The organism is Legionella tunisiensis (assembly GCF_000308315.1).
Classification (GTDB): Bacteria; Pseudomonadota; Gammaproteobacteria; order Legionellales; family Legionellaceae; genus Tatlockia; species Tatlockia tunisiensis.
Genome location: NZ_CALJ01000326.1, coordinates 1 through 13,456, shown reverse-complemented (window position 1 = coordinate 13,456; position 13,456 = coordinate 1). Strand labels below are relative to the sequence as shown.

Genomic DNA, 13,456 nt, shown 5'->3' with positions numbered 1-13,456 from the left:
GGTAGGCCATATTTGATACGCTTTTGGAAAAGTTGTAGTCTTCTTATGACATCCTTGTTCACTGGCTCATCTAAAGCCGCAGTAAACTCACAAAGCGCATTTATAACTAGGGCTCCATCGTAGGCGAATCCACCCTCACAAATATCGATAATATTTTCAATTTTAATTTTTCTAGGCCTATCCCCTCTGCCAAGCTTGCATCCTTGGTTTTTAGAAATTTTGAAAAGTTCGTCAAAAGAGTCTCCTAGAATCCACCGCTTAGCAATTTTAATCAATACATCTTGCTTATCAAAATTATTAAAAGCTTTGTGATGGATATGCTGGGTTAATAATGGCCAAATGAGGTCAATAATCTCATCTTCATTGATTGAAATGAGTTTTTTGCGATGTAATTGTATCCACTCCTCAATTGCTTGAGCATCATTAACACCATAAAGCGTTCTACCGAATGCCTTTCTGCGATTTATATCTGTAATATTTATTGATATATTTTTAGCCAGAATCTTAAATAATTCTTGGATCTGCTTTCGTTGTTTATCTTCGGCTAAAGAGTAAGCTAATGTTTGTTGGGCAAGATCTAAAATTTCAACCTCTGACAGTCCATTATCAGTTACATCCCAGTTAGAAAGTAGAAATCCTTCGATAGAGGACAACATTATACTGAAAAACTCGAATTGAGGTCTCAATATGTCCGCTGTAAATCCCTTGGCTTTATGCGATTTTTCAATTTTCATGATAACTTCATTTAGGGAATTCCATCCTTTAATATGAGCTTTGGCAAAAGATAGAATGTCCCACGTTAATGAGTGATCATTTTTGTCCTTTGATTTACTCCTATCATTATGGATAGTCAATGGAATTAATTTAGATAGACTGCTTATGCACTCCTCTGATTTGGTAGGGTCAAGGAGCTCCTTAACTATGTTCCATCGCCAGTTTTCCCTGCTACTTAGTTTTTGTCATATACCGTGGGATCTGTGAATAGAATACTGCCTTCAGTATGCATGCCAGCGCGTCCAGCACGCCCAATCAGATTATGAAAATCTCGAATTTTAATTCGCTCCATACCCTGGTAAACGCTGGTGATAATCAGATAACGAATTGGAAGATTTACACCTTGTGCTAAAGTGGATGTACAGATAACAAATCTGACTAAGTTTTTACGCATGGCATGTTCTACGGAGAGGCGAATACCATGCGGTGTGTTGTTATGATGAGTAAAGATGCCGTGCTTGGCACTTATGGTTGCAGGTGCTTCACTCCCAATATTTTTAACATAAAGGTTATAAAGAAGTTTAACTTCTTCTTGGTTTGAAAATTCTAATGGTGTTGGAAGAGGAATATTACGTTTAATGCATTCTACAGCTCTTTCGCAAATACTCGTTGCCGTTGATTTTTTCCGCAAAATATAGCAATGCTTCCGTTGTGAGCAAGTTTTAGACCGAGATAAAGTGCAATATCCTGTCCATTTTTTTCTGGAAAGAAGCGATCTATTCTTTCTTTGCTCTTTTTCTCAAGATTTAATCTCTCAATAACTCTGGGGACAAAAAACTCAGGTTGGTCTATATTTCCAATGTCAACATATTCAATTCTTCCTAACTGATCGAGCCAGCTTGCGAATCCTACCGATTTAAAAGTTGGATTTAGCGTATTCCCTTCCACTATATTAGGCTCATTATTTAGATTTAGCCATTTGCCAACTGCTTCCGCATTGCTTATAACTGCTGATATCAGTACTTTCTGTGTTCCTTCATTAATCATGAATCGCAATGATGTTAGAAGCAATTCGTATGTAATTCCTCGAGTACCACTATCAAATTGATGTCCTTCATCAAAAACTAATAGGCCAACAACAGATGCTAACTCCGGTGAATGCCGAAGGACATATAGAAATTTCTCCGGGGTTATGACTAGGATTTGTTGGTGCTCTAGAAGCTCAGCTATTTCAAAGTCCGTTTGGGGGGTATCAGAAAGCTCATCAATTTTGATATTCTCATTATAGAAGGCTTCAGTAAGACTGTTTTTTATTTCATGGCATAATGCCCTAAACGGGGCAATAATTATTGCTAGGGTGACACGGTTTGATAGAAAAGAGCTGCGTAGAATTAGTTCAATTGCTTTTGTTTTTCCTGCGCTAGTAGGCATTTGAACGATGGCAGATTCACCCTTGAAAACATTAGCTTTACCCAAAAGATGCTGTGCAGGCCATAATTCTTTGATAAATGATTCTTTCTGTAAAGTGGGGAGCCAGCTCTCAATAGGCAATGTAGAATATAGTGGTAAAGACTTCCAAGTTGAATTTTCAATTTTGGTCCTGATCACTGCTCCGATAACATCACCGAATAGAAGCTGTCTCGGAGTGCCGAACTTATAGACTGCTTCTCTTAATTTTACACTCAGGTCAATAAGATTTTCTTCGCCAGTACCATTTTTAAAAAACTGGACAAACCCACGTAAAATACTATCAATGTGTTTGCTGAAGGGACTATTTGTGTCGCTTAAATAGAGCGTTAGGTTTGCTTGTAACAACCATAGTAATAGATTCTCTAAACCTTCGGCGCCTAAATTCAGGCTGTGTCTACTAAGACGATTTGCTAACAGTGATGCGCTTCCAGGCAGGTTACAAAGGTAATAAGACGCAGACCCAAGAAGGATAAAATATGGAGCAAGTGTTTCATTCAGCTTTGATTGTAGATATGAATCAAAAAATTTGTAGAGAAAAGTAAATTTTTTCGTAACTCCAGGAGAGTAGTAGAATCAGATTTCTTTCCATTAATAGAGGCGGCAAGGTCGCCTAGTAAACCAATCGAGAGGGTGAATAGTTTAGAGGGATCTTGTGTGATTTGGATGTGATGTTCTTCAGGAATGCTATATTCCAACATCTTGGCTTTTGAGCGGGTGACGCTAAGCAGTTGTTTGGACTTCTGTTCAGGCCTCATCCGCCGCTTTCCTGTATAGATTGTGGACGAGCGACATCATATCAATCCCTTTTATCACAATCAATTTAAGAGCATTGGAATAGGGGTGGGCGGCAGAGACGGTCGAAGACATCAACGTACTGTCGAACAGTTTATTTTCAAAAAGTGCTACGGCACCATAGACTTCCTTATAGGGATAGTCTACTTCGTTTTGGAAGCGATCAATCTTTTTAGCATTCTCAGATTCATTAGAAGCATATAATCTTTGTTTGATTGCATTTAAAGACTCAGCTTTTCTAGCAATATCTTTTGCTGAACCATTAATTGCGTCTTGAAGTCGTGCTTTGGCTTTATTTCCTGAAAACTGTGTTTTGACTTCAAAAATTGCAAGGCTATCCTCCAAAGAAGCTTTGGTATCATTTATGAAGTGAAAACCGATGACATCACTACCTTTTATAGATTCATTTCGGATGGTCTTATCTCTATAGCGAGTGCGGGGAACCCAGTAGTTGAGTAGATATTCAAGAAAATCAGCTACCAAGATTTCACCGAAATCACCAGCACGAACGCTTGGGCCTGGTTTGATTTTTTCGTCAGGAAATTTTATGTTTGTAAGGTATTCGGAGCGGGAGTATTGGAAGCCTCTACGCCAAGTATCAATTTCATGATCAAAGCAATAATGATTTCGAAAATGTTTTGCCCAAGCTGAGAGTATTGTGGCATCATCTTGATATTGAAACTCCCAAACAGAAACCTCTTTACCATCGGAAGTTTTTAATCGTTCGCCGGTATCCACCAGCCATTTGGTATGTGCTGAGCTCCATGGCATAGACTTTCCTTGTAAAGCCAGTAGTTAAAAATTACATAATTTCAATTTACTTTGGCTTTCTATCCGTCTACATTACGTCTACATGATTTTCTAGCGTTTCCTAAAACAACTCGTAACTGCTTGATTTAATTGGTGGGCCCACTAGGACTTGAACCTAGGACCAACGGATTATGAGTCCGCTGCTCTAACCAACTGAGCTATGGGCCCGAAGAGTTGCCATTGTAATGGTAATAACGTTTTAATACCACAAGAATTTTATTTTTTTAGCCTGTTGTTGAGGAAAACAAGCGTCTTCCTCAACAACAGGCTAAATTAGATCTCATCACCCTCGAGGAAGCTACGGAGCTTCTCTGAGCGGGAGGGATGACGCAATTTACGTAAGGCTTTTGCTTCAATCTGGCGGATCCGCTCGCGGGTTACGTCAAATTGTTTACCAACTTCTTCCAAGGTGTGGTCGGTATTCATCTCGATACCAAAACGCATCCGCAACACTTTGGCTTCACGTGGAGTCAGTGTCTCCAGGATTTCTAGTGTCGCTTCACGTAAACCTTCTGCAGTTGCGCAATCAATAGGTGATTCAATATTATTATCTTCAATAAAATCACCTAAATGCGAATCATCATCGTCACCAACAGGGGTTTCCATGGAAATAGGTTCTTTCGCGATTTTTAATACTTTATGTATTTTGTCTTCGCTCAGATCCATTTTTTCTGCCAGCTCTTCGGGTGTTGCTTCGCGTCCTGTTTCCTGCAAAATCTGACGCGAAATGCGATTGAGTTTATTGATCGTCTCAATCATATGCACCGGAATACGAATCGTACGTGCCTGATCCGCAATGGAGCGTGTGATTGCCTGGCGAATCCACCAAGTGGCGTAGGTTGAGAACTTATAGCCACGGCGGTATTCGAATTTATCGACTGCTTTCATTAAGCCAATGTTGCCTTCTTGAATCAAATCAAGGAATTGCAAGCCGCGGTTGGTGTATTTCTTGGCAATTGAAATAACTAAGCGTAAGTTGGCTTCTACCATTTCTTTTTTAGCACGGCGAGCTTTTGCTTCGCCAATAGACATCTTACGGTTAATATCTTTAATTTCAGCAATCGTTAAACCATATTCTTCTTCAAAGGCAATCAATCTTGATTGTAATCGTTTGATCTCTTCGCTATATTCTTCGATGCGTTCCATATCCAGCTTTTTAGCTTGCTTGCTAACCAATGACTCAAGCCAATCCATATCTGTTTCTTGGCCAGGGAACGAGTCAATAAAGAGCTTGCGAGGAATCCGCGCTTTTTCAATACAAAGCCGCATGATATTGCGTTCAAACTCACGAATATGATTACGTAATTGACGGAAATGACGGGTTAATCGATCAACTTGTCTTGAAGTTAACTTTAATTTCAAGAACGAGTCTGACATCAGATCCAGCATTTCTACGGTTTTTTGGCTGTACGGCCGTTGGCTTGCAGAGCCACTATAGCCTTATCAAAATTCTCACGTAATTCATCAAAATAAATTTTGGCTTGCTCTGGATTAGGACCATCGTCGGCTTCTGCTATGCCGCCTTCGCCTTCTTCATCCTCTTCATCGACCTCATCAACAATCATGTCTTCTTGTTGCGATTCGTCGAGCATAGAGCCGATATTGGCTGCTGGCGCTTCGTCTTCTTCATCAGCAAAGCCACTGATGATTTCACTAAGACGTATTTCTTCAGTCAGAACCCGATCATAATCTTCAAGTACTAATTGTATCGTTTCTGGATAATGTGCCAATGATTTTAAGACTTGATAGATGCCTTCTTCAATGCGCTTAGCAATCCGTATTTCACCTTCGCGGGTCAAGAGCTCGACAGTACCCATTTCACGCATATACATCCGTACGGGATCAGTAGTCCGCCCTGTTTCTTTATCCACAGAAGCAAGAACAGCTGCAGCTTCTTCGACATCTTCAGGTATTTCCTCAGTATTACCCAGCAGCGCCAGCTCATCATCGCTGGGAGGGAGTTCGAATACTTTAATATTCATGCCTTCCAACATAGAGATGATGACATCAAAGTGTTCAGTATCAACTATATTCGGTAGCAGATCGTTGATCTGGGCATAAGTTAGGTAATTCTGCTCTCTACCTAAGCTGATGACTTTAGTGATTTGCGAGCGCTGTTGTTCTTGGTCATTCATGGTCATAGGCACTTATCGGGTGAGTGATTACAAAAAGGTTTTGATTATAAACCCCAGAGGACAAACATGCCAGTATATTCTGCGTTAATTTTTGTCATGGGCTGTTTGATGCCGTTGTTGCAGCATCTCTTGTAATGCTAACCTCTCAGAAATAGTTAAGCCCTGATTTCTGGATTTTGCAATGTATTGGTTAATTTTATTTTCTAAATTCTGTTTTTGTAAGAATAAAATAATATCAATAAATTCTTTCGTCAAAGCCTGTTCAGGTACTTGGTGTTCCCAAGCGGCTAATTTGCTGAGTGGCTCAAAAAAAGCGGTATCACGCCATAATTCTATAAGAGAAGCCGTATTGCTTTCGGGATATTGCGCAATATGATGGAGCAATTTTTGTAGAATTTCCTGTTCTTTGCTGTCAACCCATTCAAAGGTTATTTGGGATTGGCAAGCGGCGAAAATCTCAGGGTGCTGGATAAGAAGGGCAATTGCAAGACGAAGAGGAGAACGGGTAATTGTCTTGGTATCGCTTATTTTTCATTGCCATGATCCTGAAGAAGCTGGCTAATGCGATGATTTTCGATACGAGTCATGCGTGCTATTTCATCCACTAATAATTGCTTATAAGGGCCATCTTGCATTTTGAGCAGATAAGGTTTGGCGGCATTGATTAACTGACTTTTGCCAGCAGCACTGTTGGTGTCAATAGCAGCAGCGATGGTATCAAGAAAAAAGCGGTTTAAAGGCGTTGCTTGTCCCAGCCGTGCCATAAATGCATGTTGACCTTCTGCACGAACCAGACTATCGGGATCTTGGCCTTCGGGCAAAAAATAAAACTGGCATCGAGTCCATTATTTAATTGTGGTAAGCAACTTTCCAAGGCTCGCCATGCGGCTTGTCGACCCGCTGTATCACCGTCAAAACAAAAAATAAGTTGTTTTGTATGTTTGCTCAAGAGTTGGATATGGTAAGTACTGGTTGCTGTACCCAAGGCAGCAACTGCATTCGTTATGCCATGTTGGGCGAGGGCGATCACATCCATATAGCCTTCAACAACCAGGATAGCGTCGATCGTAGCTTGCTGTTGCAGGATTTGATGTAAGCCATAGAGCTCGCGACTTTTCTGAAAAATGGTTGTTTCGGGTGAATTTAAGTATTTAGGTTTTTGATTGGCGTCAATTGCGCGCCCACCAAAACCAATAATCCGGCCATGTCGATCATGAATGGGAAACATAATGCGATGACGATAACGATCATAGGTTTTGCCATCTTCCTTTTTAATCAGCATGCCGGTGGTAATCAGTTCGGTTTTGTTGCTTCTAAAGTGGGTTTCCAAGGTTTGCCATCCAGGAGGCGCATAGCCTAATTGGTATAATTTAGCTATTTCGCCACTAAGCCCTCGCTGGCGCAGATAATCAATTGCAACGTTGCCCTGATTTTTCAGAGTTTTTTGATAAAATTGATTCACTTGATTTAATAATTGATAGAGGCTCAGCGATTGTTGATTTTTTCAGGGTCGCCTTCTCGTGGTACTTGCATACCTAGCCGTGCAGCTAAGGTTTCAACGGCGATAGTGAAGCCTTGATTGAGATAGCTCATCACAAAGCTAATGGCATTACCACTCGCACCGCAACCAAAGCAGTGATAAAACTGTTTTTTCGCAACAACATTGAAAGAAGGGGTTTTTTCGCTATGAAAAGGGCAACAGGCTACAAAACTATTACCGCTCTTTTTGAGCGGCACATAACCATCAATTAACTCGACAATATCTGTTCGATGGAGGAGTTCGTCAATGAATGGCTGCGGGATTAAGCCAGACATGATGACAGGCTAACTCAATCTAGCCTTTATCATCGCACTGACCTTGCTCATATCAGCCCGCCCTTGCAACTGCGGTTTAAGCTGTGCCATTACTTTACCCATATCACTCATTTTTTCAGCCCCTACATCGGCAAAGGCTTGGGTGATAAGCGCTTCAATATCGGCTTCAGACAAGGGTTCAGGTAAATATTGACTGATAAGATCCAATTCAAATTGTTCCTGCGCGACCAAATCATCGCGTCCCGCAGCTTGGAATTGAGCAATTGATTCTTTGCGTTGCTTGGCAAGTTTATCGAGGATGACAAGCATCCGCTCTTCATCAACAACAATTCGCTCATCAACTTCAACTTGCTTGACTGCAGCAGTAACCAGACGCAAAGTATCCAGCGTCTTTTTATCTCTGGCACGCATGGCGTCTTTCAGATCGTTACTAAGGCGGTCTTTAATAGTCATAATTACTTGCGTCTATGCTTAACGTTACGACGAGCAGACGTATCACGAGAAATTTTCTTAAGATGACGTTTGACTGCAGCAGCCTGCTTGCGTTTACGCTCAGCAGTAGGTTTTTCATAAAACTCGCGACGACGTAACTCAGTAAGAATTCCAGCTTTTTCACAAGAGCGCTTGAAACGACGTAGTGCGTATTCAGGATTTTCGCCTTCTTTCACACGAACGGTAGGCATTAATTTAGTCCTCTGATTTAATTGAACACAATAGGCTGGCAATTCTAGTGCCAGTTAATGCAATCGTCAAGTTTATTGTCATTTAGATTTGCAGAGTTATTGATGAATTCGCTTATAATGGCGCTAAAAACTTCTTTCGCCGATTGTTTATGCGGTATTTCTTGGTCTGAATCTATTTGTCGATAGCAGAGGGGATTATATTTGCTTTTGGCGTTAGTTTCTATCTTTCCGTATAATTGATGGGGATGGTTTGAATTTATAGAGGTGTTGATGCGAGTATTGGGAATTGAGTCATCCTGTGATGAAACGGGCGTGGCGATTTATGATTCTGAAAAAGGCTTGGTGGCGCATGCACTTCACTCTCAAATTGCAACCCACCAAAGTTACGGTGGTGTTGTACCGGAATTGGCCTCACGAGATCATGTCAAATATTTAGTGCCATTGGTTAATGAGGTTTTGCAGCAGGCGAATCTAAATAAAACTGCTATTGATGCTATTGCATATACGGCGGGACCTGGCCTAATTGGCGCCTTGTTAACAGGTGCTTGTTTTGCCAAGAGTTTAGCATGGGGCCTTAAAAAGCCTGCTTTGGCAATTCATCATCTCGAGGCGCATTTATTGGCTGCGCAACTTGATTCCCCGCTGCTTGATTTTCCTTTTTTAGTGTTGTTGGTTTCAGGTGGGCATACCCAATTAATAGAGGCGCGAGGTTTGGGTGATTATCATTTACTGGGGGATACGGTTGATGATGCTGTTGGAGAAGCCTTCGATAAAACGGCAAAACTAATGGGAATTCCTTACCCGGGAGGAGCTATTTTGGCAGGATTGGCTGATCAAGTAGTACCTGAAACGGTCCATTCATTGCCAGCTTTTCCACGTCCTATGACGGATAGGCCTGGCCTGGATTTTAGTTTTAGTGGCCTTAAAACGCATGCACTGACAACTTGGAACAATAGTGCCAAAGATGATAATGCCAGGGTCTTGGTAGCAAAAGCCTTTCAACAGGCAGTGGTAGAAACATTATTAATTAAATGCAAGCGTGCTTTGCAACAGACTGCGAGTCGCCGTTTGGTGGTTGCTGGCGGAGTGGGTGCTAATCGGGCATTGAGAGCCGCGTTAAAAGCATTGATGGAAGGATTGCAGGGAGAGGTTTATTTTCCCCGTACAGAATATTGTACCGACAATGGCGCTATGGTGGCTTATGCCGGGTATTTGCATTTAGTCCGTGGTGAAAGGGATAGTAGCCAGGCCATCGATGTAAAAGCTCGTTGGCCTTTGACTGAAAAATAAGTTGCTGCCAAGGCGAATGATTTTGATTTCTCACGCTCTTTTAAACTGCGTTAAAAGAGCGGAGTAAGCGAAGAGGGGAGTTAACTCTTAGGCTTTTTAGGTGTGGCTGTTTTTCGTTGTTTTAGCCGTTTTGCTTGTTTTTGGGGCTGCAGTTGTTCTCTTTTTCGGGCTTTTAGGCGCTGAGGGCTTTTTAGAAGAGGCTTCTTCGGACGTGATTTGGGCCTCATATTGGAGGCTTGCTTGCATCTGTTTTATTTCTTTATTGTGCTCCAATTCTTCAGCTCGCTCCAATTTCTCTTCTTCGACTTGTTCTTTGAAGGTGGCGCTGATTTCTTCATTCAATGAGCGACTTTCAAAACGAATTTTTGGTTCTTCGCCATCGATGAGGCGGGTAATATTGTCACGGTGTTTATAAAGCACAAACATGGCGATAAAGAGCAGCGGAGGTAACGTCTCCATTCCGCTGATAGTCATTATTGCGTAAACTGGTGCAAGGGCTATTGAAGCAATGGAGGCGAGGGAAGAGTAACGGCTGAAGTTGGCAATCAGAAGCCAGGTGGCAATAACCATGACTCCTAGAATAAAATGGAACCCCAGCAAGGCTCCGAGCGCAGTTGCAACTCCTTTTCCGCCTTGAAAGTCAAAAAATACTGGGTACATATGACCCATTACGGCAGCGAAACAGGTAAAACTGATAGTTGCTGGTCCTGCTCCCAATGCTTTGGCCAATACCACTGGCAGAAGGCCTTTCAGCATGTCCGCTAGCAAAACAATAACTGCATATTTTTTCCAGCCAGGCGTAACACGTTGGTTGCTCCTGGATTTTGTGAACCTGTAATACGAGGATCAGGGAGAGCAAAGAGACGACTGACAATGACTGCAGAACATACTGAGCCAGATAAATAGCCAATAACAACGACAAAAATAAATAGCAGGGCGCTTAACATGGTGCCTCCTAGCAAAGAAAGACTCATTATTATCGAGGAAAGCTATATACTTGTGAAGTTATTATGACAGCTTAAAGAGTGAAATAATAAAGAAAGTATATTAGAGGTCGAAAATATGTTTATGTATTGAGCACATTGATTGCAAAAATATTTTCCCTGGATTAAGCCCGTTTGTAATACGTGGATTAAAGACCTGACTTTAACAAGTCCTTTTTGGCCTGATTCGCTAGTCAGGCAGGAATAAGGCTTGTAAATCATTAGTATAACGGCGTCCCAATGGGGTAACTTGCCAAAAAATGTTCATTCATGGTGACAAGTCCTTTGCTGGCTGCATGGACTAAAAAGGGATGTAAGTGGTTAAAAGGAAGTCCGGTCCGCTCACTAAAGAGACTCTGAGGAATAGCTTCTTCTACTCGAGTGGTATTGAGCATAAATTCGAACAACAAGGAATCAGGTGTGACTAATTCTCGCTCAACCAGAAAGGCTTTATCTAAGGCTAGATAATCTGTGGGCTGTCTTTGTTTTCTGGTACGATAAATTTCTTGGCCTAGCGAGATTTTTCCATGTGCGCCAGCACCGATGCCATAATAATCCCCAAAAAGCCAGTAATTTAAATTATGTTTGGCAAATTTTTCTTGTTGGCAAAAAGCCGAAATTTCATAGCGTTTAAAATGGTTGGTAGCCAATAATGCTAATCCTTGTTCTTCCAGCGTACAGGCCTCTTCCTCATTAGGTAAAGGAGGACGCTTCTTATAGAAAACAGTATTCGGTTCAATAGTCAACTGATACCACGACAAATGCTCGGGTTGATAAGCAAGTGCTTTATGTAAATCGTCTAATCCTTCAGCAACAGATTGCCTGGGTAAGCTGTACATGATATCAATGTTGATATTATCAAAGCCTGCCTGGCGCGCTGCTTCGATGGCTTTATGGGCTTGCTGAGCATCATGAATTCGCCCCTAACGCCTGTAGATGAGATGGATTGAAACTTTGGATTCCCAGCGATAATCGATTTATACCTAATTGACGATAGTCATTAAATCGTTGCTGTTCTACCGTCCCAGGATTGGCTTCAAGAGTAATTTCAATATCCTTAGAGAATCTCACTAATTGCTGTAATTGGTTAAATAAAAAATCATAGGCTTGGGCGGAAAATAAGCTTGGTGTTCCACCTCCAATAAAAATGCTATGAATTTCCCGTGCAGGAAAATAGTTAAGATCAGCTTTAAAATCAGCAATTAAAGCCTTTACATAAGATTCTTCGGGTAACGATGTAGGACTTTTATGAGAGTTAAAATCACAATAAGGACATTTACGGATACACCAGGGAATATGGATATACAAAGAGGTAGGCAACATTGTTTTAAAAATCAGACTGGCTTGTTGAGAAAGGCAATAGTATCATGACGGAAATTTTACCACAAAAATCCTGAGCTTTTGATTCTTGCAGTGAATTTAGACAATTAACGCTTGGATAGCTTGCTAAAGGTAATAGGTGAGAATGCGGGAAAAACCAGTTTGTACAAAGAGAGCAGTGATTGCTAAGTCATCGCTGTTTACTATCGAGCAAATGCATCTTCGTTTTGCTAATGGCGTAAAACGAGTGTATGAACGTATACGTAGTCATGGCCATGGAGCGGTGTTGGTTGTAGCGATTACACCAGGAGAATCCTTGTTATTAGTACAGGAATATGCTGCAGGTACGGATTCTTATGAATTAGCCTTTCCTAAAGGCTTAATTGAAAAGGGGGAGTCTTCCATCGATGCAGCTAATCGCGAATTACGCGAAGAAGTTGGTATGGGAGCAAGACAATTGGACTGGCTTAAATCAATGACGCTAGCGCCAGGCTATTTTGGGGCGCGGCTTGAGCTGGTTGTTGCGCGTGAGTTATATACGGCTCCTTTGCCTGGCGACGAGCCTGAACCACCAGTGGTAGTAGAATGGCCCTTAAGCGCCTGGAAAGAATTATTGGCGCGGCCTGATTTTTCTGAAGCGCGTAGCATTGCGGCGCTTTTATTAGTAAAACAATGGTTGAACGAGGAAAAAATCATGAACAATCGAGTTAGAGTTGCTGTAACAGGAGCTGCAGGGCAAATCGGTTATGCTTTGCTGTTTCGAATTGCCTCCGGTCAAATGTTTGGTCCTCACACTGACATAGAATTGCATTTACTCGAACTGGAGCAGGCTTTACCAGCTCTGGAAGGCGTTGCTATGGAGTTGGATGATTGTGCCTTTCCTTTGTTGAAACGTATTGTCTGTACTTCTGATTTAAATGAAGCTATGCAAAGTGTTAACTGGGCTTTACTGGTTGGTTCAGTACCACGTAAGCAAGGAATGGAGCGTTCTGATTTATTAAAAATTAATGGTGGCATTTTTACGAAACAAGGTCAGGCCATTAATGACTATGCGGCGGATGATGTGCGTGTTTTTGTTGTTGGTAACCCTTGTAACACGAATTGCCTGATTGCTATGCATCATGCAAGGGATATACCTAACGATAGATTTTACGCAATGACAACGCTGGACGAATTACGTGCACGCACCCAACTTGCCAAAAAAGCAGGCGTGGATATTACTCAAGTCAGTCAAATGACGATTTGGGGCAACCATTCTTCCACGCAGTACCCGGATTTTTATAATGCAAAAATTAATGGTTTACCTGCAGCAACCGTTATCAATGATGAGGCATGGCTAAAAGATACCTTTGTTAGTACTGTTCAGCAACGTGGTGCTACGATTCTTAAAGCGCGTGGTTTATCTTCTGCTGCTTCTGCTGCTAATGCAATTATTCAAGGCGTG

Annotated in this window: 9 protein-coding genes, 1 tRNA gene and 5 pseudogenes; 3 read left to right on the top strand and 12 right to left on the bottom strand. The window is 41.6% G+C overall.

The genetic code is table 11. From position 1 onward, the window contains the following. From BN58_RS32130 to rpsU, 10 genes and pseudogenes are all read right to left on the bottom strand, one after another. A partial coding sequence (locus BN58_RS32130) for a hypothetical protein (RefSeq protein ID WP_198009991.1) occupies nucleotides 1-734 on the bottom strand: 734 nt, incomplete at its 3' end. Nucleotides 735-949: 215 nt separating this feature from the next. Next, a complete protein-coding gene (locus BN58_RS32125) occupies nucleotides 950-1,405 on the bottom strand; it encodes a helicase-related protein (RefSeq protein WP_198009990.1) in 456 nt (151 codons plus the stop codon). Then, nucleotides 1,360-2,529, bottom strand: coding sequence for a DEAD/DEAH box helicase (locus BN58_RS32120; RefSeq protein ID WP_198009989.1), 1,170 nt, complete (start codon nucleotides 2,527-2,529; stop codon nucleotides 1,360-1,362). Before BN58_RS32120 ends, BN58_RS32125 begins: the two co-directional genes overlap by 46 nt. A gap of 149 nt (nucleotides 2,530-2,678) precedes the next feature. After that, the gene (locus tag BN58_RS32115) at nucleotides 2,679-2,939 is read right to left on the bottom strand and encodes a hypothetical protein (RefSeq protein WP_198009988.1); all 261 of its coding nucleotides are present in this window, start codon (nucleotides 2,937-2,939) and stop codon (nucleotides 2,679-2,681) included. Continuing rightward, nucleotides 2,929-3,747, bottom strand: a complete 819-nt coding sequence (locus BN58_RS20130; protein WP_019218383.1) for a Hachiman antiphage defense system protein HamA — start codon at nucleotides 3,745-3,747, stop codon at nucleotides 2,929-2,931. Before BN58_RS20130 ends, BN58_RS32115 begins: the two co-directional genes overlap by 11 nt. Before the next feature lie 130 nt (nucleotides 3,748-3,877). Then, nucleotides 3,878-3,954, bottom strand: a tRNA-Ile gene (locus tag BN58_RS20125). A 105-nt stretch (nucleotides 3,955-4,059) separates the two neighbouring features. Continuing rightward, nucleotides 4,060-5,927 (bottom strand): annotated as a pseudogene (gene rpoD / locus BN58_RS27670) (RNA polymerase sigma factor RpoD). A 78-nt stretch (nucleotides 5,928-6,005) separates the two neighbouring features. Further along, nucleotides 6,006-7,736: pseudogene (dnaG, locus tag BN58_RS27665) on the bottom strand (DNA primase). 9 nt (nucleotides 7,737-7,745) lie between these two features. Next, on the bottom strand, nucleotides 7,746-8,189 hold the full coding sequence (locus BN58_RS20110) for a GatB/YqeY domain-containing protein (protein WP_019218382.1): 444 nt from the start codon (nucleotides 8,187-8,189) through the stop codon (nucleotides 7,746-7,748). Between the two features lie 2 nt (nucleotides 8,190-8,191). Beyond that, nucleotides 8,192-8,419 (bottom strand): 30S ribosomal protein S21, encoded by a 228-nt coding sequence (gene rpsU, locus BN58_RS20105; protein ID WP_026069641.1) that lies wholly within the window; start codon nucleotides 8,417-8,419, stop codon nucleotides 8,192-8,194. A gap of 270 nt (nucleotides 8,420-8,689) precedes the next feature. On the opposite strand from rpsU, the gene tsaD reads away from it, so the two are divergent. After that, the gene (tsaD, locus tag BN58_RS20100; protein ID WP_019218380.1) at nucleotides 8,690-9,709 is read left to right on the top strand and encodes a tRNA (adenosine(37)-N6)-threonylcarbamoyltransferase complex transferase subunit TsaD; all 1,020 of its coding nucleotides are present in this window, start codon (nucleotides 8,690-8,692) and stop codon (nucleotides 9,707-9,709) included. A 96-nt stretch (nucleotides 9,710-9,805) separates the two neighbouring features. Here tsaD and plsY read toward each other — a convergent pair. Then, nucleotides 9,806-10,656, bottom strand: a pseudogene (gene plsY / locus BN58_RS27660) (glycerol-3-phosphate 1-O-acyltransferase PlsY). Between the two features lie 226 nt (nucleotides 10,657-10,882). Further along, a pseudogene (hemW, locus tag BN58_RS27655) lies at nucleotides 10,883-12,015 on the bottom strand (radical SAM family heme chaperone HemW). A gap of 142 nt (nucleotides 12,016-12,157) precedes the next feature. Here hemW and nudE point away from each other — a divergent pair. Beyond that, nucleotides 12,158-12,688: pseudogene (gene nudE / locus BN58_RS32110) on the top strand (ADP compounds hydrolase NudE); the annotation flags it as partial. An 18-nt stretch (nucleotides 12,689-12,706) separates the two neighbouring features. Next, a partial coding sequence (locus tag BN58_RS32105) for a malate dehydrogenase (RefSeq protein WP_232220886.1) occupies nucleotides 12,707-13,456 on the top strand: 750 nt, incomplete at its 3' end.

Coding starts and splice junctions, on each gene's coding strand:
- BN58_RS32115 (WP_198009988.1), bottom strand. CDS start 2,939: ATGAGGCCTGAACAGAAGTCCAAACAACTGCTTAGCGTCACCCGCTCA.
- BN58_RS20130 (WP_019218383.1), bottom strand. CDS start 3,747: ATGCCATGGAGCTCAGCACATACCAAATGGCTGGTGGATACCGGCGAA.
- BN58_RS20110 (WP_019218382.1), bottom strand. CDS start 8,189: ATGACTATTAAAGACCGCCTTAGTAACGATCTGAAAGACGCCATGCGT.
- rpsU (WP_026069641.1), bottom strand. CDS start 8,419: ATGCCTACCGTTCGTGTGAAAGAAGGCGAAAATCCTGAATACGCACTA.
- tsaD (WP_019218380.1), top strand. CDS start 8,690: ATGCGAGTATTGGGAATTGAGTCATCCTGTGATGAAACGGGCGTGGCG.